We start from the raw sequence: 18,965 nt of genomic DNA on the forward strand, positions 1-18,965 counted from the left end.
CCTCGAAGGACTTCCCGATGGCCAAACCGCTGCCGCAGCGCGCCCTGCGCGTCCCGTTGCGTCCCGCCGCCCGCGTCGTCGCCGACGCCGAACACCTGGCGAACCTCACCCCCCACCTCAGCCCGCGCGACCGCTGGATCGCCCGGCTCCTCTACGAGCACCGGGTCCTGACCACCCACCAGCTCGTCCAGGTCGGCTGGCCCACCCGGCGCACCGCCAACGAACGGCTCCTCCAGCTCTACCGCTGGCGCGTCGTCGACCGTTTCCAGCCCCTCAGCCCTCTCGGGGAGGGCATGCCGCCCGCGCACTACGTGTGTGACGTCGCCGGCGCCGCGATCCTCGCCGCCGAAGACGGCATCGACTTGGCCGCGACCGGCTACCGGCACGACCGCGCGCTCGGCGTCGCCTACTGGCCCCAGCTCGCCCACCGCGTCGCCGTCAACGGCTTCTTCACCCACCTCATCGCCCACGCCCGCAAGCCCAACCCGCCCGGCACGCTCACCGCCTGGTGGTCCGAGGCCCGGACCCGCCGCGCGTTCGGCGACATCGTCCGCCCCGACGCCTACGGCCGCTGGACCAGTCGCGGCGGTGACCTTGAATGGTTCCTCGAACTCGACTGGGCCACCGAGCCCTACGCACGCCTCGCCGCGAAGATCGACAAGTATGGGCGGCTCGCGACCGCGACCGGCATCACCACGCCGGTCCTGTTCTGGTTCCCCACCACCAACCGGGAGAGCCGCGCCCGCCGCGCGTTGGCCGACGCCGTCGCCGGGCTCGACCAGCCGAACACCGTCCCGGTCGCGACCACCGCCGCCACCCTCGCCCCGCCCGACGACCAGCTCGACCCGGCCCCCGCCCGCTGGCTGCCCCTCGCCTCCAGCCGCGCCGGCCGGCTCCCCCTCGACCAGCTGCACCGGGCCTGGCCCCGGCTGTCCGCACCCGCGCCGGTGTCCGACCGGCCCGATGCCATCCCGACCGGGTCGGGCCTGCGTCCGCCCGCGCCGATGCCGCCCGAGCGGTATTGGGGGTGAGCGGCCACGACCAAGTACCTCGCTGCCGCGGTCGCCGCGGTGGTTCTGCTCATCGTGATGATGGGTGCCGCCGCCGCGGGGGTGGCCGAGCGGGTCCTGTGCCTGCCGGTCGTCGGCTGGTTCCTCGGCTGCGACAGCGGCGGCAGCCCCAGCCAGACCGCCCTCGATGACGTTCCCGCCGACTACCTGAACCTCTACATGCGGGCCGCCGCGACATGCCCCGGCCTGTCCTGGACGACGCTCGCGGCCATCGGCAAAATCGAGTCCGATCACGGTCGTAGCCGGCTGCCGGGTGTGATCAGCGGCACCAACAGCGCCGGGGCCGCAGGTCCCATGCAGTTCCTCGCCGGAACGTTCGCCGACGTCGTTGCTCACCACCAGCTCCCGGCGGGTGGCGCGAGCCCGCCGTCGCTCTACAACCCCCAGGACGCTGTGTACGCCGCTGCGTTCTACCTGTGCGACAACCACGTCGTCACCGACCTGACCGGCGCCCTGTGGGCCTACAACCACTCGGATGCCTACATCGCCCAGGTCGTCACCCAGGCCACCCAGTACTCTGAACCGAACCCGAACGCTTCAGTAGCGTGCGCTACATTTCAGTCATCGTTTCAGTCCGGGATCGATCATTTCAGTAGCGTCGCGCTGACTGCCGTTCAGTTCGCTTGCGGGCAGATCGGTAAGCCCTACGTCTGGGGTGGTAATGGCGAGCCCGGGTTCGACTGCAGTGGTCTGACGGCTGCCGCCTATGCCGTCGCGGGTGCCCAGATCCCTCGTACGGCCCAGGGCCAGTACAACGCCGGCCCGCTTGTTTCAGCTGATAGGCCCCTGCTGCCGGGGGACCTGGTGTTCTTCGGTGGCGGACCAGCCAAGGTCACCCATGTCGGCATCTTCCTTGGTATCCAGAATGGCCAGGCGATGATGGTGGACGCCCCTCACGAGGGGGCTTACGTCCGCGTCGAACCGTTTCCCGCGACGGTGGGTGCCCGATGGGGATCAGAGCTCTACCTCGGAGCGAGTACGCCAGCCGCTGGCTGACACGGGCGCAGACGGCGGACGACGGGAGCCTGGAGCGCCGTTTGCCGGCCTCGGCCGCTCGCGCTCCGTGCACGCCGTTCAGCGATGTGGGCCGAGTCGGTGGTCGAGGTGGCGCGCGAGGACGCGTCGGGCGTCGTCCGCTGATCGGCGGTGACCTCGGCCCCTACGACGTCCTCCATGTCCGGCTTCGGGCGGCGGACACCATCATCGTGCTGGTTAGATCGTTAAGTGGAGCCGACCGATCGGTAGGCAGGACCCAACTCGACCCTTGATGCCAATATGATCTCTTAACTTGGTGAGCAGGGGCGTGTAGCAACGTCGCGATGAAGGCGGTAGCAGGGGTGTGGGCACGGTTGGAACAGTTCCGAGCGCGACTCGACAGACGTAGCCCCGTCTTAACCGCCCGTCTGCAGATCACGGCGATGCGCGCTGAAGAACTTATGCGGAACACGGTGCGTACCGGTGACCGTGCCGGGCTGACCGCGGCGATCGACCTGCATCGGCAGGCGCTGGACATCTGTCCTTCCGACCATCCGGCGCAGGCCGCGATACTGGCCAATCTGGCCGCCGCACTGTATGTCCGGTTCGACTGGTCAGGCAGCAGGGCAGATCTGGATGAGGCCGTCGTCGCAGGCCGCGCGGCGCTGGCCGCCCATCGACCCGGCGATCCCAACCTGGCCGGATGGCTGTCCAACCTCAGCGCGGCGTTGCGTACCCGGTCCGAGCGGTGGGGCAGCAGGGCGGATCTGAACGAGGCCATCAGCGTGGGCCGCCACGCGGTGGCTGCCAGCCCACCCGACCATCCGGAAACGATCAAACGACTGGGCAACCTGGCCGCCGCGCTGCGTATCCGGTCCGAGTGGACGGGCAGCGAGGCGGATCTGGACGAGGCCGTGAGCGCAGGCCGCGAAGCGCTGGCCGTCAGCTCACACCACCCGGAAAGAACCACGATGCTGGCTAACCATGTGGCCGCGCTACGTCTCCGGTCCGAGCGGACGGGCAGCCAAGCGGACCTGGATGAGGCCATCAGAGCCGGCCGGGCGGCGCTGGCCGCCTGGGCATCTGGCGACCCTGCGAAGGTCGCTCTGGTAACGAACCTGGGCACGGCGCTACAGGCTCGGTTCGAACTGTTGGGCAACCGGGCGGATCTGGACGAGGCCATCGGCGCCGCCCGCGACGCGGTGACGGCGAGTCCACCCGACCATCTGGACCGTGCCACGGCGGTGGCGAATCTTGGTCTTGCACTCCGTATCCGATCGCAGCGGACGGGCAGCGAGGCAGATCTGGATGAGGCCGTGAGCACCGGCCGGGCGGCGCTGGCAGCCAGCCCACCTGACCATCCCCACCGGGCCGGATGGCTGTCCAACCTCGCCGCCGCGCTGCTTATCCGGTCCGAGTGGACGGGAAGCCAGGCGGATCTGGACGACGCCGTCAGCGCCGGCCGCGACGCAGTGGCCAGCAGCCCACCCGACCACCCGGACAGAGGCACCCGGCTGGCGAACCTCAGCCGCGCCCTGCTGACCCGGTTCGAACTGTTGGACAGCCAGGCGGATCTGGACGAGGCGGTCACCGCCGGCCGCGACGCAGTGGCCAGCAGCCCACCCGACCACCCGGGCATGGCCAGCTACCTGTCCAACCTCAGCCGCGCCCTGCTGACCCGGTTCGAACTGTTGGACAGCCAGGCGGATCTGGACGAGGCGGTCACCGCCGGCCGCGACGCGGTGGCCACCAGCCCACCCACTCATCCCTACCGCGCCGCGTGGCTTTCCAATCTGGGCATCGCCCTGCTGACCCGGTTCGAACGATCACCCAGCCAGGCCGATCTAGACGAGGCGGTCATGGCGTGCCGCGGGGCGCTGGACGCCAGCCCGCCCGATCATCCCTACCGCGCCGCATGGCTTTCTAACCTAGGCACCGCCCTAAGCCTCCGGTTCGAGCAGTATGGCGATCAGGCGGATCTGGACGAGGCGATTGCCGCGAGTCGGGCCGCCGTGGCCGTCGAGGTGGCGTCACCTCGGCTTCGCGCGCGGGCCGCACGCGGTTGGGGACACACCGCTGCCGACGGGATGCGGTGGGACGAGGCCGTCGCGGGTTTCGCGGCAGCCGTTGACCTCCTGGGACGGGTGGCACCGCGTAGCCTCGCCCGCGGCGACCAGGAACATCTACTCGCCGAGCTAGGCGGCCTGGGATCGCAAGCGGCGGCATGCTGCGTGCACGCCGGCCTCCCGGAACGCGCGATCGAACTCTTCGAGCAGGGCCGTGGGGTCCTGCTGGGTCAGGCATTGGACACCCGCACCGACCTGACCGCGCTCGCTGAGCAGTTTCCGGACCTAGCCAGACGGTTCATCGCTCTGCGTGACGACCTCGACAGGGTCGATGGCTCGGGCACTCGACCGGTGACGATACCTCCCGGTTGGGACCATAGCGTCGACATAACACACGGCGACGTGGAGCGACGCCGGCAGCTAGCCGACGCATTCGACCAGACGATCGGCGAGATCCGGGACCTGCCGGCCTTCGCGCGTTTCCTGCGTCCACCACCGGTGCAGGACCTGACGGCGGCTGCGGCGAGCGGTCCGGTCGTCGTCGTCAACGTCTCCCGGTTCGGCTCGCACGCGCTGATCCTGACCACCGGAGGTGTCCTGGAGCCGGTGCCGCTGGTGGCTCTAACTACCGAGGCCGTTTACGACCAGGCGGACGGATTCCTCGCAGCCCTCGACGAGGTGTCCTCGCCGGACGGAGGCGCCGGAGGTTGGGGTGCCGCGCAACGGCGGCTGACGGACACGCTCGGCTGGCTGTGGGACGCCGCCACCGGCCCGGTCCTGGACCGGTTAGGCATCACCGGACCGCCCCAGAAGGACGAGGAGTGGCCGCGGCTGTGGTGGTGTGTGTCCGGACTGCTGTCGTTCCTGCCATTGCACGCGGCCGGCCACCACGCCACCCGCTTCGATCCCGCCCCGAAAACGGTGGTTGACCGAGTGGTGTCGTCCTACACCCCGACCATCCGGGCGCTGATCTACGCCCGCCGGACCCACTCAGGCGACAGGGACGTCGACCGAGGACGGCTCGGTTCGGACAGCCGGCTGGTGGTGGCGATGCCGCACACCCCTGAGGCCGCTGATCTTCCCGGTGCGGATGCGGAGGTCGCCATGCTCCAGCAGCGTTTCCCGGACCGGACCAGCACGCTTGTCGGACCTCAGGCCACCCGCGAGGCGGTGCTTGCCGCGCTGCCCACGGCGGGGTGGGCGCATCTCGCCTGCCACGGGTCGAGCGACCCCAGTCACCCTTCTGCCAGTCGGCTGCTCCTCCAAGACCACCGGCAGCAGCCGTTGACCGTGGTCGACGTGGCCCGGCTGCGTCTGGACGATGCTCAGCTGGCGTTCCTGTCGGCCTGCTCGACAGCCCGCCCAGGTAACCGGCTGGCCGACGAAGCGATCCACCTCGCCTCGGCGTTCCAGCTAGCCGGCTACCGACACGTGATCGGCACCCTGTCGCCGATCAATGATCGGCACGCCGCGACCCTCGCCCGCGATATCTACACCGCCCTCGATGACGCCGACGGCGTCATCGACGCAGCCGCCGCGCTGCATGCCGCGACCCGCCGGCTGCGCAACCGATGGGCACACATGCCGTCGGTGTGGGCGTCGCACATCCACAGCGGCGCCTGACGTGAACCCGGAAAGCTCGGTCGTGAGATCAGTACGACGTGCACAGGGGGACTGATGAGAACCTATGACGACGGGGTGCTGGAAGCCGCGCGAACGATCCGGCCCTACCTGACAGACCTGGTCGGACCGGATGCCGCCGGACCTCTGGACCTGCAGATCGCCGACCACCTCAACAGCTCCGCCGGCCGGGTGCAGACCAGCAGCCAGCTTCAGATGGTGCTTGACGAACATGAGGACACCCGCTGGTTCCTCGCCGAGACGCTGGCCGACGCACCCCACTACAGGCCGCCCTACCTTCAGCCGCCCTACGTGCCGCGTGGCGCCGGCGGCATGGCCTCTCCAGCCGGTGACGCCGGACTGATCGGCGCGAACCGCTACACCTGCCCGCGCGGCGACTACATCTGGTACCGGCCAGAAATCGGCACCCCGGTTCCGGACTGCCCGACCCACCAGGTCCCACTGGCCCGGAGCTGACGGCCCCGTGCTCACCGCATTCTGGGAGGCCACCGGGAACAAACTCGCCGACCGATGGGCTACCGCCTCCGTCCCCGCGCTCGTCTTCTGGCTAGCTGGGCTGGCTGCCTTCGCCCGCCATCGAGGCGGCGTGCACACCCTGTCCACCCAGACCGGCTGGCTAGACCGGCAGACCCCGGCGACCCAAGTCGCGGTCATCCTGACAATCCTGCTCGCCGTCGCCGCATCCGGGATCGTCATGAACCGACTCGCCACTCCCGCTCTGCGGCTACTGGAGGGCTACTGGCCGGCATGGGCCGGACCGCTACATCACCGGCTCACCGACAGGCTCGCGCGCCGCGCCGCCGCCGAGGCCTCGGCCTGGCAGCAGGCCTACAACCGAGCCCACGAGTCAACCACCCCCACCGCCGAGGACCTCGCCGCCTATACCCGGCTGGAACGTCGCCGTCGTCGTCGGCCCGCCGCGCCCGCTTACTTCATGCCCACACCGATCGGAAACATCTTGCGCGCCGCCGAACGCCGCCCCATAGACAAGTACGGCCTGGACACCGTCGCGCTGTGGCCCCGGATCTGGACACTGCTCCCCGACGCTATCCGCGAGGAGATTCTCACCGTCCGTGCCAGCCTCGACACCGCCGTCACCACCGCCATGTGGGGCCTGCTGTTCTGCGCGTTCGCTCCCTTCACCTACCTGGCCGTCCCGATCGGCCTCGGCGTCGCCGCGCTGACGATTGTCGTTACCGTCCCGACCCGGGCGCAGCTCTTCGGTGACCTGATCGAGACCGCCTACGACCTGCACCGCACCGCCCTCTACCAACAGCTTCGCTGGCCCCCACCCACCAACCCGCACGAGGAACGCGCATGCGGGCAACGGCTGACCGCCTACCTGTGGCGGGGCTCCGACGACACGACTCCCACCTTCACTTCACCCACATAGACAACTGGCGTCATCGCCTGATCGGAGCCCCGCGCGACGAGTGAAAACCCCACACCGAATCGGGGACCGGCTACAGCTACATCGCGCTGAATCCGCGGGCGAGCGCCGGCCGGACCTCCGACTGAAAGATCAACCGGACGATCGACACACAACTAGACGCACTCCAAGATTTCAGTGTCCAGCTCACGGCGCCGACCGACTGAAGTCTTCGGGTGCGGTTGACAAGTACGGCTCGACTGGCGGTTTCGGGGCCGACACCGCCCCCTCCGACGCCGGCTACGCCGCCGTCCTCTACGCCCAGGGCCAGATCGGCATCCCCTACCTATGGGGTGGCGACGGCCCGGCCGAAGGCGGTTTTGACTGTTCTGGCCTCACCCGGGCCGCCTACCTGGCCGCCGGCATCGACCTGCCCCGTACCGCACAGACCCAGTACGAAGCCGGGCCCGTGGTCCCGCCCGGGGAACCACTCCAGATCGGCGACCTCGTCTACTACGGCACCGCCACCAACATCCACCATGTCGCGATCTACATCGGAAACGGGCAGATGATCACAGCTCCAGGTCGTAAGAAAGTGGTGCAAATCGCGCCATATAGGTGGAATGGGGATGACTATTTCGGGGCGACCAGGCCGGTCACGTAGGGCGCTGTAGGTTCTCAAAGGAAATGTCAGTTTCTCAAATTGGATGTCGCTGATCCGTCACCGACCGACAGATCGGTGAGAAGTGGCTCGGCGTGGCGCCATCGGGTTCGGCGTGCGTGGTGTAACCATGATCGGGCGGTTGATGGTTCGTTGTGGTCTGGGTGACGTGTCCGGGTGCGGTACCGGTCGTAAACCGCCTGGTGATCTACGAGAGTCTTCTTGAGCTGGCCCGGATCATGCTGGCGGACTTCGACGCGGCTGTAGCTGGCATCGCCGCGTAGCGATTCCAGCTGGTCGGCGCGGATGATGACCCGTAGGCGAACACGATGGTCAGGTGCGGGGAATCGGATGCGCCAGGGCCTGGGACAGCGCCAATGCTTAGCGGGAGATTGCCTCGGGTTCACGAGTGCTGCCGTAGCGTCTCAGGATCAACGAACGAATCGATATCGTCTTGAGTCAGCAGGCGGCAGGCGATGGCGTACTCGGCGAGGCGGTGAAGAGCATTCCACCCTTCTAGGTTTGGTACACCCGCCTTGGTGAGCCTGGCGCGCAAATACTCGATTCTTTTTACCAGCGCCGTTCTAGGCCAGTCGAGGGTTTTTGCGGCTGCCACGTAGCTTGAGGGAAAAGGATCATAGTGCGGTAGCGGAAGAAAGTACCCCCGGAACATCGCGGCCATAGCGAGCCGGTCGGCGTCGCTCACCACAACCTCTTCGGGTGGATCGTCCTCGCGCACGCTTACTATGCGAGTCGAACCATCCCCGAGGGTAATCACTCTCGGTGGGATGGAACTCGTGGTCGTGGTAGCGATCATCCCAGTCCCATCTTGGGCATCCTCGATATCGCGCGCTGCTAGCCACAGTTCCTTAATCCTCTTACAGTCGCCCCCGAGCGGTTCAACGAGAAGTTCCAGGACGGGCCAGCGAGGAACGCGTGGTCCACGAAGAGCCGAGTGCACCGTCGTATGGCTGATCATTCCGGGCCCAATCTTCCTGGCCAGGTCACGGGTACTCGGCTCGCCGGCCAGGCGATGTAGACGTCGGAGCTCGTCGAATAGGGCACGCGCGGGGCCCGCCGCCGCCTCCGCGAGGTGGATCTTCCCCAATGGCTCGTCCCAACTTTTGTACGAATTTGTCAGCAACTGTAAAGTTCTGTCAAGTTAGAGTTGATCTAGATGCTGTCGCTGGCACAGTGCACTTAGCCCGGCTGCGATCGGAGGGCTGGGACGATCATAAGCACAGATCTCCCTAGGAAGACCTCCCTATAGGAGACCGCGTGAGCTTGGAGTCGACTGCCGTGGCCGACCTGGTCCCCTGGTGGGTCTGGCTGATCCTGCTGGCGAGACAGCTACTTGTGATCGGGTTTGTGCTGCTCGCAGGTGTCGTGCAGGGGCGCTCGACCGGTCAGTACCCGACCTTGAAGGAGTGGTGCGCCGCGCTGCATCTGTTGCGACGGCCGCCCGGGATGCCGCGCCGACGCGAGCGTCTGCCTGCGACGCGTGAAAACTGACAGCGAGAACAGACGCGTGTGTCGGGCGTGACGGTCCTGCCGCCTTTTCCGGGCAATCCCCGTCGCGCGCCGGGGGTCGCCCCGGCGAGGTTGGTTACCAAGGTCGTTCTGCTGTCCACCGTGCCGTGGGAAGCGGCCCTTCGGCACCACTCCTGCGCGAGCGACTTTCTTCGCACCACATTTTGGAGATCGCCTGTAACGCGCCGCCGACGACGAGATCGCAGGCGTCCACGCTCGGGGCGGGCGTGGCTGGACGCAGCCAGGGCGCGCGTCGACCGGGTCGGCGTAACTGTCATCCCGGATGACTACCGAGCGGGGCCCCCAAGGCGCGCTCAACCGGTTCGGGTCCAGCTCGGGCAGCAACCACCGCCTCGTCCTCGGCGCCGCACGCCGCACGCCGCGTCATCCCACTCAACGATGCGCTGTTGAACAGCCACGACGAGGCCGCGCGTTGGTGCGGAAGCTCTGCCCGTACAAGCCGCCAGCACTACGCAGACCAACCAGAGAGGAGAGGCGAGCCTGGGTGCCAGGGACAGGTGTGGCCGGCGTGCCGCATGACGGAAGATACGTGCTTGCCCGTCGCCCAGATGCCCGTAGAAAATTCCTCTGTCCGATCAACGTCTAGGCCAAGGAGTTCGAGTGTCGAAGCCGGCCGACAAGCACGTCATGGAGCGGCTCGCCTTCATCCGCTACATGTACGAACTCGGCATCGACCAGGCGGCCGGGGCGGAGCCCCACTCATGGGCTGCGATCCTCACGCTCCACGACGCCGTCGAACTGTTCCTCGGCTTAGCCGCAAGTCACCACGCGGTCGATGTGCGGAAGGACACGACATTTTTGGCATACTGGAAGCTAATAAACGATAAGTCCGCGCCGGACCACCTTCCGTTCTCCGGGAAAATGGACAAGTTGAATAGTGCACGGGTTGCGTTCAAGCACCACGGAAACCCGCCCGCAACACACACCATCGAGCAGTGCCGCAGGGATGTCGAGTCCTTTTTCGAGGCGGCGGCTCCGGTGGTGTTCGGCGTCAGCTTCGACGACATTGACCTCGCAGCAGTCGTGCCGCATGCCGAGACCGTCGGCCTGCTCAAGGCGGCCCAAGACTTCGCGGATCGTGGGGATCTTCTGAGAGCGTTAGGTGGATTATCGCTCGCCTTTGACAAGATGGTCGAGCACTATTCGATGGCCGAAACGTGGTCGTCCTTTTCGATGACCTTTCACTCGTCGCGATGGTCGCCGCTATCGTTTGGCCCGACGTTGGAACTATCGAAAGGTCCTCATGGCTCCGATCTGCATCGATACCTTGCACAGTTGAACGATGTCGCTTCCGAAGTTCAAGGTGCCATGCGCATCATTGCACTCGGAATCGATTTCCCGCGCTACATGGCGTTCCGGCTCACGACTCCGCGCGTCTGGCTAAATAGAATTGGATTTCAGGACGGTATGCGGGAGTCCGTCACGGCCGAGAACTACCGTACGTGCCGCCGCTTTGTCATCGAATCAACTCTGGCGGCTTCCCGCGTTGACGCGTTGGTCAGAGCGCACCGAGGGCAGGTCGCGAACCGTGAGAACGGCGAGCCAAATAGGGGTGAGATTCTCATCTGGGATGAAGGGTTGGAGTCGGCGGCGGAATGACAGTGCCTCTGATCTTAGAGGATCAAGGGCATCGCTGGACGATAATAGTCGACGAATTTCAGGTCGTCGAGGCGCGGACCCAGCATGCGATCTTCTTCAGGTTGATAGATGCGACTGTGACGCGGCGCACGGCACACAGGCAGCTCGCGGGCCGCCGCCCTTGATCATTTCTACGGTTCGTGCAGAAGCCTACGTGTACCGTCCCGGTTCAAGGTCATCAAGAAAACGACAGATCAGCGAGAAGAACCAGACGACACGCCATCGAGAAGGCACGCTAAGGTCCAGGTCAGCTGCCCACCAGCCGACGGGATCGGCGAGAACCTACAGGCGCGCGGCAAGCGCATTCGACGCGACGCCCGACGAATACGTGGGACCGAAGCGCCTCTGTCGACCGAAATAGGCGGCGCGGGCGGTCCCGAGCCGGCGGTTTGATGGCCGGATTCGAGCGGGGGTAGTCGTCAACGCCGGTACGGCGGGCGGTTGGGAGCCAGTGTGGTCAGGGCGAGGGTGACGAGATCGAGCGCGCTGCGGCCGGCGTGGTCCAGTCCGTCGGCGGTGCGATCGACGCTTTCACGCGGGCCGGGCTCAGGCGGCGGTGGGCTAGGACTCTGGTGATCGGCCACGGGGTCGCGGATCACCCGCTGGACGGAGGCGATCGTGTCCAGCAGGCGGCGGACGCCGTCGAGGAGTTCGGCTCGGGTCGTGTCCGCGTCCCTGGCCGCGGTCGTGGCGAGATCTGCGGCGGCCAGCCCGGGGATGGTGTCCCCGAGATCGCGTGCGAGGCGGCGTGCCGCGTGGGCCAGCAGGTAGAGGAGCCCGACGGCCTCGGTGTGGCGCTCGATCCCCGCCAGGTCGGGGTCGTGCAGCGTCCGGTGCAGAGCGAGGGCGTGGGATGCGACGCGCGCGCTGGCCGGCGCGAGAGGTGCCTGGTCGAGAGCCCAGGCGATCCGGCTGCTGTGGAAGCCGAGACCCGCGATGCCGCCGAGTACGGCCAGCCCACCCGTCGCGAGGCCGCGGACGTCGCCAGGAGGGGCGAACGGCGGCCACACGATCGCGCACGCGACCGCGGGAAGCATGAGGAGCAGCTGGGCGACGATCGGGATCAATCGCCGGCGACGCTGGTAACGCCGGGCCGTCCGCAGGACCCGCACGTCGATGGTCAGCGCGTACTGCATGTCCCAGATCACTTCCTCTCGTGCCGCAGCGCCCGTCGACAACGGGACGAACGGCAGCCGCGCGGCTTCGAGGAAACACCGCCTGCCCTCACCGTTCGATGATGACCGAGGACGGGCCGGCGGTCGCGGAAGTTGTCCGCGTCTATGCGTCCTCCCGCCGTGGATGGCGGGAGGACGCGGTGACGGGAGCGCTGCCGGCTGGATCACGGCCCCTGCGTTCCTGCGGTGTCGGAGGTGTTCGCGAGGGTGCTCAGGGGATCGAGCACCTTCCACTGCTGGAGCATGTCGAGCAGCTGGTTGCGGTCGAGGGCGTAGAGGGTGGCGAGGGTGCGCAGGTCCCCTTCGCGGATCGAGAGGACCCGGCCGGCGTAGTCGTCGCGTTCCCGCTGGATCTCGGCGACCCAGCGGCGCAGGGGCCCGGCGTCGTCGGCGGGCACGCGGGCCAGAGCGGGCAGGTTGAGCACGACGCGGGCGGCCTGCGGTGGGAGGGGGTTGGGTCGTCCGCCGGCCAGCAGCTCGTGGACGGGCACGCCGTAGAAGTCGGCGAGTGCGGCGAGCCTCTCGATGCTGATCATTCGGTCGCCGCGTTCGTAGGAGCCGAGCGCCGCGACCTTCCACCGGCCGTCTGAGCTGATCTCGACCTGTTGGAGGGAGCGGCCCTGTTGGGTGCGGATGGCGCGCAGTCGGGCGCCTACCTCGTGGGCATAGGAACGGTTGTCGCTGGTCGTGGACATGCTTCCTCCCTGCGGATGGGTGGGAACGGGGCGTGGCAAAGGTCGGGCTCCGAATTCCCGTGTCAACCCCGGATTGCGGGCTTCGGCCTGCGGCCGGAGCGCGGGTGGGTCCGGGTGAGGTGCGTGCGGCCGAGCGCCGCACGAGGCCAGTGATCAGTCCGGCGGTCCAGCCGTGCGGTCCGGTCGGGACTGCGGGGGCGGCTCGCGCGCCGGACAAGTACGGCTGTGGCGTGCCGGCGGGCCGCCAGCGGCCGGTCGCGGTGACCTGGTCGGGACCTGTCGACGCGGCGGTGAGGCGACAGCCCGGCGGTTCCCGGTCGAGCGGATGCAGGGCGGACGTGCGCGCGCAGCGCCCGCAGAGGGGTGCGGTGAGGCTGGGCTGGTCCGAACTCGGACAGTGCCAGGCGGCGCTGGCCTACTCGTCGGTGAGCAGGCGCAGCAGGCGGAGGCCGGGGAAGCCGCTGGTCGGCAGCGCCGGTAGGTGGAACGTGCTGGGCTCGTCGAAGATCGGCTGGCCGGCCGGCCGGCGGGTGTAGGGGGCCCAGCCGTAGTCGACGCCGTCGTCGGCGTCGTAGGCGGTCCAGACCACGCTTTCCTGCTCGCCGTCGCGCAGGGGCCGGACGGAGAACGCGTGGGCTTGCAGGCTGCCGGGGATCATCTCGATGATCTGCGGGACGGCGAAGGTGAACCGGCGGGCACGCAGGGCGCGGGCGTGGTCGGCAGCGCGGGTCTCGAAGTCGGTTCGGGCGGTCTCGCCATGGACGTAGTCGTAGTCGGCCAGGATCTGGCGGCGGTCCCCGTCGAGGATGACGATCGCCGGGTAATCGGTCATGCGGATGGACTGCTGCACGCGGCCCACGACGTCGGTCACCAGGGTCCAGGTGGCGTCGTTCATCGCGGCCTCCAGCGATCCAGGAATACCGTTCCAGATTCCTTGACGGTGGAACGGTGCTTGTGGGGGGTGCAGCCGGCTCGTGGGCTGGTCCACGGTATGCGGCCGTGCATGCCCCCGTGCCACCGCCCGCTGGCTATGGCCCTGGGGTTGTGATGCAGGTCCTGGCGGACGCGGACAATCTCGCGGCCCGGTGGATGACGGTGACGATGCGGATCGTCAGCGGCTACGGGTGTGCGGTGACGGCCGCGGGCGTGGCCGGGCGGTTGGCGGCGGTGTGCTGGTCGGCGGAGTGCCAGCTGGTGGCTGCCGAGGGCTGGCTGCGCGCGGACCTCACGCGGGCGGGCGCCTACCGCAGCGACAATCAGCCGCTGCTGGTGACGGGCGACGGCGACTTCGCGCACCTCGCGAGCCGGCGTCCCGGCCCGGTGGCGGTCGCCCGTGCGCTGCGGGACACCGCGACCGTGATCGACCTGGCCAGGGACGGCGCCGTTGCGCTGGTTGGACCGCGTCAGTCCGGCCTGACATCGGCTACGTGCCCGGCGGGGCGGGTCAGGGGCGGGTGCGTCGTCGTTGCAGGTTCTCGTCGAGCAGTTCCCGCAGTAGGACGAGGCCGGGGCCGCCCCCGAAGTTCAGGGGGATCGAGAAGATGTAGTCCGAGCCGTCGAACGCGTCGAAGACGGGCGTGCTGTCGCGCTTGCGCCGGTAGGGGACCATCCCAGACTCGTGGCCCTCCTCCTCGTCCCAGAGCACCCACAGGATCACGTGCATTTCGCCGTCGTCCTCCAGCACCGGCCCGCCGGTGTAGGGGGAACGCAGCCGGACTTCATCGTCGCCGTCGATCACGACGGGCCTGCTGATCTGTGGGACGGCCAGGATGAGGCGTTCGAGGTCGATGCGGTTCGCTTCCTCGGCAACCTGCCGCTCGAATGCTTCCGCGCGGGCGGGGTCACGCAGGTAGGCCGAGTTGGTCAGCGTGCGCGAGGGCTCTCCTTCCAGGACCGCGATCGCGGGTTGGTCTCCTTTCGCCAGGGCGTCCTGGACCTGCTTGACGGTCATGTCGACAAGGACGTGGGATTCGAGGTTCATCAGCGGTGTCCTCTACGGGCGCGGGGTCGCAGCGGCAGCCCGGTCCGGACGCCCGCGCGGGACGTGCCGGACCGCTTTCCCCACCAGTCTGATCGCGCCAGGACGGTGGGCACCACACCGGGAGGGCCCTCACAGCCCCACCCCGCGTGGCCCAGCCCGGCACCGCCTTCCGATCGTGTCTGGGGCCGTGGGGGACATGAGTCCATCCCGGCCGAGGTAGACGGCGAGTTCCTCACCGGTCGATCTCGGCGCGTCGTCAGGTCGCGTCGTCACCGTGGAGGGGCAGGTCGACGGGGGTTACCGCTGGCCGGGCCGTTGCGCTCGTCGTCGCTGACGCAAGCGCCTGCTGCGCTGCGGGAAAGGTGGTCGCCGTCGCCGGTTCGTGCAGGGCGCGGAAGTGCACAGGGTGAGGTCCGCGAACTTGACGCTCCCGATGATCTCCCGGGTGGGCCAGCGGATCAGCAGGCCGCAGGTCAGGCAGCAATAGTGGCCCTGCCACCGGGCCGAGCCAGGGTCGATTTCCCGGCCCTGGTGGATCGGGACGAATCCGTCGGCCCCCGGGCTGTTCCCGCATCGGCACAGCCAGGCGTCATCCGTGCCCGCACGTGCGATGTATTCACGCATGCTGGCTCTCTTTCTCGCGAAGGTGGTCGAGGTGGAGGTGGGTGCAGGCCGGCAGGACGAGACACGGCTCTTCCTGGCGGCGAGAAAGGCGATGGTCGTGACGGCGCCGCCGCCGGCCGCGTCCTTCGGCGGCGGTGGGGTCGACACAACGCGGCGGTCGGCGGCCCGGTGGCCGAGGTGGTCGCGGACACCGGGCGCGGTTCAGCGGTCCCAGGGGTCGCGGCGCAGGTGGTCCCGAGGGGCGGCCCTGGCCTGGATGACGACGTCGGTCCAGGTAGCTCCGGCCGCTTCGACCTGTTCGGCCGTGGTAAGGACTGCGCTGGCGCGGGGGGACAGCGTCCAGCCGAGGTGGCCGAACAGGGCCAGGGCACTGCTGTCCCCGAGCACGGAGGCGTGGACGGCGTCGAGGCGCAGCTCGGCGGCCAGGTGGCCGACCAGCCCGGTCGGGTAGCCGCGGTGGAACAGCGGGGTGGTCCGGGTCGGGTTGGTCATCCCGGGGGCGTGGCGGGCGGCGATGTGGGAGAGCACGGCCGTCACGGCGGCGTCGCCGATGCGGGTGTCTTCCGGTTCGTCGTCCTCGATGGTGCGCAGGATCGCTGTGTGGACGGCGTGGCCCCAGGTCCAGCTCTGCAAGCTGAGCTGCTCAGCCTCGCTGGCGAGGACGGCGGCCTTGGCAGTCAGCGGGTAGCCGAGTGCCCCGAGGACGTCGGCGGCGGGTTCGAGGTTGAGCAGGCTGGCCGGGTCGAGGTGGCCGTCCAGTCCGAACAGGATGTGGGCGTGCAGCCGGTGCGGCCAGCCGTCCCGGTCGAAGTACGGGTGGTAGGTCAGATCGGCGAAGCGGTGGGTGACGGTGTCCTCGCCGTTGACGGTCAGGACGTGGCGGAGCCGGCCAAGTAGCTCGGCGAAGCCGAGCAGATGGGGGGTCGACGGCATGGCGGGGCGCTCCTTTCGGGCGCAGTACAGCGGGCAGGCTGATGGGAATGGCGCCGGGTGCGGGCGCTCGCCCCGACCGGAGCGGTGGGTTGCCCGGGGACCGAACGGTGCCGACGGCGACGCACGTCGGCCCGCCGCGCGAGGCCGACACGGCGGGCCGAGGCGTGTGGTCTGAACCGGCCTGGCTCGTCCTAGCCGGTGGGAACTGGGCGGGTTGTCAGGTCTGGGGGGCGGGACCGGCGCGTTCGGTGCTGGCCGCGTCGACGAGCCGGGCGACGGTGCCGAGCACGTCGGCTGCGAAGGCGGTGGCGCGCAGCCGCTCGGCGATCTGGAGGATCTCGCGGCGCTGGGCGATCGCGGCCGTCTGCCAGGAGTCGGTGAGAGTGTCACCGACCCCGAGCACGACGGTCGGGCCGAGCTCCCACAGCACCGCGTTCACGGCGGCGCACGCAACCGCGGCAGCGTCGATGTCTCCGCCGATCCACACCATGCCGGCCGGGTCGATGCCCCCGGCGCGCAGTGCCTGGGCGGCGGCGCGGAACAGCCCACCGGTGCCGACCGCTGGGTCGATCACGGGCTGGCCCGGCTGCGCGCCGGTCATCAGGCCGGCTGCGAGGATGTCGGCGATCGGGCCGGGTGTGTAGAACTGTCCGGCGGCTACCCGGGCGCCGTCGGCGCGTAACGCGACCAGCAGCGGGCCGAACACGTCGGCGTCGCGGCGGCGCAGGGTGCCGGTCAGGTGCAGCTGCCCGGCGTCGAGCGCGGCGTGGGCGACGCGGCGGGCAGCGGCGATCGTGGCGTCGTCCGGCCGGTCGGTGCCGAGCCAGGGCTGGAGCAGGGGCCAGGCGGCGGGCAGCAGGTCAGGTCGCGCCCGCGCGAAGATCGTCCACTGGAGCCGCACCATCCCGTAGAACTGTTCGGTGTCCAGTGCGGCGATGAGGTTGGCGGTGGCGGACAGCTGGCCCGGTGGGGGTGTGATCAGGGCGAGGGCGGCGACGGTGGACAGCGGAATCTGGGGCGGGTCCGGCCGGTTGGCGCGGTGCCAGGCATGAGCGACGGCCTCGGCGAGGCTCGTCGCGTCGGGAGTATCGGAGCTGGCCGGTCGGCGGGGAGTCGCGGGCATGGGTGATCACTCCCTTCGCGGGGGCGGAGCGGACAGGGCCGGTATGGCGGGCATGGGCGGGGGCGTCGGAGGGCAGAGAGCGCCGTGCGTGTTCGCGGGCCGTCACGTGGAGGAGAGCGGCGTCCAGCTGAGGGGTCGAATCCGGCGCGGTGTGCTGCCGGCGTAGGAGGCGGCGAGGGTGTCGTGGTCGGTGGTGACCGTGTAGCCGTCCAGCCAGACGGCGAACCACGGCTCGGCTGGTGCGCCACGGCGGGCCGCCGCGTCCGCCGGGGGGATCATCGTCGGATCAAGCGTCTGCGGCGTGGTCCGGTAGTGGTCGAGATGTCCCTGGATCATCGGGCAGGCGGTGGCGGTGTAGGTCAGGCAGGACGGGTGCAGCGCCGGCTCTGCGGTGCACTGGCGGGGCAGGTCGGACAGGCGCATCAGCAGCACCAGCCGCTCGTCGAGGTGACGGCCACATACCCCGCACAGACGCCCCAGCAGCGCCCGGTCCTTTCGGCCGGCGTTGACGGCGCCGAACAGATGACGTCCGTCGCTGGCACGGGGAGTGATCCACGGGACAGCGAGGCCGCCGACGGTCGGCAGGTGGGCCAACGACAGTGGGATCAGGGGTGAGGTCGGATCAGTCATGGGCGTGCTTTCTGCTCGTGCGGTTCCTCGCGCCGGGCTTGGCCGGCGTGAGGAGCGTGGAGACCGGCAAGGCGGCCGGGCTGCGTCGCGTCGCGGGCGCCGGCGGTCCGTGTGTGAGGCGGCGACGTGGTCTGCCGTTCGGGAGGAACCGGTCAGGTGGCCCTTTCGGGCCGGTGGACGCGGACGCGGGTGCGTCCCGGCCGCGCCCGCCGGGCTGGGCGGTGGCGCCGACGGCGGCGGCGCCGTCCTGCGGTCAGATCGACGGTGATCGCGACGAGGGTGACCGCCGTGTAGGCGACGAGCATGGTGACGTCGTGCGCGGCGGCGACGCCCAGCAGCCATACCAGCAGGAGGGCGAACCCCCAGAAGCGCATCTGTCGGCGGCGACGGCGACTCAGATAGAACATGGGAATCACGTTCCTTTCCGTGGTGATCCGGGCTGCATTCCCGGTATGGGTGTGCGGGGTGTTCGTTCAGCGTTCGGCGGTGCGCCAGGGAACGGGATGCCCGTGGTCGGGGTCGGCGCAGTCGCTAATGGTCTTGGTGGGGCTGTTATAAACTTCTCCGTCGTCGACCAGAACCGTCAGCGGTGGTTCCTGCTTGGCGAGGTTCAAGGTCACGGCGGTATCGATGTGGACGATGATTCCGCCGGTTTCGTCGAGCAGCGCGGTGATACGCAAAGGGAAGCTGCCCACGTTTCCCGGTTCCCAGCTCGCGGCGGGATGCGGCGGCAGCGCCTCGTACATGTCGATTGTTCCGTAGTTCACCGACGAACTCCGCATCGGTTCTCCTTTCCAGCCGCAGAACGTGCGCGGCAGCCCGTACCGAGGACC

General features: G+C 68.9%; 17 protein-coding genes and 1 pseudogene. 8 read left to right on the forward strand and 10 right to left on the reverse strand.

The features are described from left to right. Nucleotides 1-17 precede the first annotated feature (17 nt). The 6 genes and pseudogenes from FRANEAN1_RS12510 to FRANEAN1_RS38565 form a co-directional block, all read left to right on the forward strand. Entirely contained in the window at nucleotides 18-1,031 is a 1,014-nt protein-coding gene (locus tag FRANEAN1_RS12510; RefSeq protein WP_020460142.1) for a replication-relaxation family protein, read from the forward strand. Nucleotides 1,032-1,070: 39 nt separating this feature from the next. Next, nucleotides 1,071-2,066 (forward strand): bifunctional lytic transglycosylase/C40 family peptidase, encoded by a 996-nt coding sequence (locus tag FRANEAN1_RS12515; RefSeq protein ID WP_020460143.1) that lies wholly within the window; start codon nucleotides 1,071-1,073, stop codon nucleotides 2,064-2,066. 440 nt (nucleotides 2,067-2,506) lie between these two features. After that, on the forward strand, nucleotides 2,507-5,734 hold the full coding sequence (locus FRANEAN1_RS12520; protein WP_347177105.1) for a CHAT domain-containing protein: 3,228 nt from the start codon (nucleotides 2,507-2,509) through the stop codon (nucleotides 5,732-5,734). A 54-nt stretch (nucleotides 5,735-5,788) separates the two neighbouring features. Then, on the forward strand, nucleotides 5,789-6,208 hold the full coding sequence (locus FRANEAN1_RS12525) for a hypothetical protein (protein ID WP_020460145.1): 420 nt from the start codon (nucleotides 5,789-5,791) through the stop codon (nucleotides 6,206-6,208). 7 nt (nucleotides 6,209-6,215) lie between these two features. Beyond that, the gene (locus tag FRANEAN1_RS12530; protein ID WP_020460146.1) at nucleotides 6,216-7,145 is read left to right on the forward strand and encodes a hypothetical protein; all 930 of its coding nucleotides are present in this window, start codon (nucleotides 6,216-6,218) and stop codon (nucleotides 7,143-7,145) included. A 235-nt stretch (nucleotides 7,146-7,380) separates the two neighbouring features. Continuing rightward, nucleotides 7,381-7,785, forward strand: a pseudogene (locus FRANEAN1_RS38565) (C40 family peptidase); the annotation flags it as partial. 400 nt (nucleotides 7,786-8,185) lie between these two features. Here the strand turns inward: FRANEAN1_RS38565 and FRANEAN1_RS40900 are convergent. Then, entirely contained in the window at nucleotides 8,186-8,488 is a 303-nt protein-coding gene (locus FRANEAN1_RS40900; RefSeq protein ID WP_157472588.1) for a hypothetical protein, read from the reverse strand. Nucleotides 8,489-9,081: 593 nt separating this feature from the next. On the opposite strand from FRANEAN1_RS40900, the gene FRANEAN1_RS12535 reads away from it, so the two are divergent. Both FRANEAN1_RS12535 and FRANEAN1_RS12540 read left to right on the forward strand, forming a co-directional pair. After that, nucleotides 9,082-9,294 carry a hypothetical protein gene (locus tag FRANEAN1_RS12535; protein WP_041254080.1) on the forward strand — a complete coding sequence of 71 codons (213 nt, stop codon included), beginning with the start codon at nucleotides 9,082-9,084 and terminating at the stop codon, nucleotides 9,292-9,294. A 639-nt stretch (nucleotides 9,295-9,933) separates the two neighbouring features. Continuing rightward, entirely contained in the window at nucleotides 9,934-10,932 is a 999-nt protein-coding gene (locus FRANEAN1_RS12540) for a hypothetical protein (RefSeq protein ID WP_020460149.1), read from the forward strand. Nucleotides 10,933-11,390: 458 nt separating this feature from the next. Here FRANEAN1_RS12540 and FRANEAN1_RS12545 read toward each other — a convergent pair whose 3' ends face one another. The 9 genes from FRANEAN1_RS12545 to FRANEAN1_RS12585 all read right to left on the reverse strand — a co-directional run bounded on the left by FRANEAN1_RS12545 (nucleotide 11,391) and on the right by FRANEAN1_RS12585 (nucleotide 18,914). Then, nucleotides 11,391-12,119, reverse strand: a complete 729-nt coding sequence (locus FRANEAN1_RS12545) for a hypothetical protein (RefSeq protein WP_347177106.1) — start codon at nucleotides 12,117-12,119, stop codon at nucleotides 11,391-11,393. Nucleotides 12,120-12,310: 191 nt separating this feature from the next. Continuing rightward, nucleotides 12,311-12,841, reverse strand: coding sequence for a transcriptional regulator (locus tag FRANEAN1_RS12550; protein WP_020460151.1), 531 nt, complete (start codon nucleotides 12,839-12,841; stop codon nucleotides 12,311-12,313). Nucleotides 12,842-13,256: 415 nt separating this feature from the next. Beyond that, nucleotides 13,257-13,736, reverse strand: coding sequence for a hypothetical protein (locus tag FRANEAN1_RS12555; RefSeq protein ID WP_020460152.1), 480 nt, complete (start codon nucleotides 13,734-13,736; stop codon nucleotides 13,257-13,259). A gap of 549 nt (nucleotides 13,737-14,285) precedes the next feature. Continuing rightward, nucleotides 14,286-14,822 carry a hypothetical protein gene (locus tag FRANEAN1_RS12560; protein ID WP_020460153.1) on the reverse strand — a complete coding sequence of 179 codons (537 nt, stop codon included), beginning with the start codon at nucleotides 14,820-14,822 and terminating at the stop codon, nucleotides 14,286-14,288. A gap of 825 nt (nucleotides 14,823-15,647) precedes the next feature. Continuing rightward, nucleotides 15,648-16,379: a hypothetical protein gene (locus FRANEAN1_RS12565; protein WP_020460155.1), complete on the reverse strand. Its 732-nt coding sequence runs from the start codon at nucleotides 16,377-16,379 to the stop codon at nucleotides 15,648-15,650. Between the two features lie 217 nt (nucleotides 16,380-16,596). Then, complete coding sequence (locus FRANEAN1_RS12570) at nucleotides 16,597-17,502, reverse strand: N-6 DNA methylase (protein WP_020460156.1); 906 nt, start codon at nucleotides 17,500-17,502, stop codon at nucleotides 16,597-16,599. Between the two features lie 102 nt (nucleotides 17,503-17,604). Further along, nucleotides 17,605-18,132: a hypothetical protein gene (locus tag FRANEAN1_RS36975; protein WP_049795637.1), complete on the reverse strand. Its 528-nt coding sequence runs from the start codon at nucleotides 18,130-18,132 to the stop codon at nucleotides 17,605-17,607. A 152-nt stretch (nucleotides 18,133-18,284) separates the two neighbouring features. Beyond that, nucleotides 18,285-18,539, reverse strand: a complete 255-nt coding sequence (locus FRANEAN1_RS12580) for a hypothetical protein (RefSeq protein WP_041254081.1) — start codon at nucleotides 18,537-18,539, stop codon at nucleotides 18,285-18,287. 66 nt (nucleotides 18,540-18,605) lie between these two features. Continuing rightward, the gene (locus FRANEAN1_RS12585) at nucleotides 18,606-18,914 is read right to left on the reverse strand and encodes a hypothetical protein (RefSeq protein WP_020460158.1); all 309 of its coding nucleotides are present in this window, start codon (nucleotides 18,912-18,914) and stop codon (nucleotides 18,606-18,608) included. Nucleotides 18,915-18,965: the final 51 nt, after the last annotated feature.

The organism is Parafrankia sp. EAN1pec (assembly GCF_000018005.1).
Lineage (GTDB): Bacteria > Actinomycetota > Actinomycetes > Frankiales > Frankiaceae > Parafrankia > Parafrankia soli.

Excerpts from the sequence above, each read along its gene's own strand:
- FRANEAN1_RS12510 (WP_020460142.1), top strand. The coding sequence starts at position 18 with ATGGCCAAACCGCTGCCGCAGCGCGCCCTGCGCGTCCCGTTGCGTCCC.
- FRANEAN1_RS12550 (WP_020460151.1), bottom strand. The coding sequence starts at position 12,841 with ATGTCCACGACCAGCGACAACCGTTCCTATGCCCACGAGGTAGGCGCC.
- FRANEAN1_RS12580 (WP_041254081.1), bottom strand. The coding sequence starts at position 18,539 with ATGTTCTATCTGAGTCGCCGTCGCCGCCGACAGATGCGCTTCTGGGGG.
- FRANEAN1_RS12525 (WP_020460145.1), top strand. The coding sequence starts at position 5,789 with ATGAGAACCTATGACGACGGGGTGCTGGAAGCCGCGCGAACGATCCGG.
- FRANEAN1_RS12560 (WP_020460153.1), bottom strand. The coding sequence starts at position 14,822 with ATGAACCTCGAATCCCACGTCCTTGTCGACATGACCGTCAAGCAGGTC.
- FRANEAN1_RS12570 (WP_020460156.1), bottom strand. The coding sequence starts at position 17,502 with ATGCCCGCGACTCCCCGCCGACCGGCCAGCTCCGATACTCCCGACGCG.
- FRANEAN1_RS36975 (WP_049795637.1), bottom strand. The coding sequence starts at position 18,132 with ATGACTGATCCGACCTCACCCCTGATCCCACTGTCGTTGGCCCACCTG.
- FRANEAN1_RS12585 (WP_020460158.1), bottom strand. The coding sequence starts at position 18,914 with ATGCGGAGTTCGTCGGTGAACTACGGAACAATCGACATGTACGAGGCG.
- FRANEAN1_RS12565 (WP_020460155.1), bottom strand. The coding sequence starts at position 16,379 with ATGCCGTCGACCCCCCATCTGCTCGGCTTCGCCGAGCTACTTGGCCGG.
- FRANEAN1_RS12555 (WP_020460152.1), bottom strand. The coding sequence starts at position 13,736 with ATGAACGACGCCACCTGGACCCTGGTGACCGACGTCGTGGGCCGCGTG.
- FRANEAN1_RS12520 (WP_347177105.1), top strand. The coding sequence starts at position 2,507 with ATGCGGAACACGGTGCGTACCGGTGACCGTGCCGGGCTGACCGCGGCG.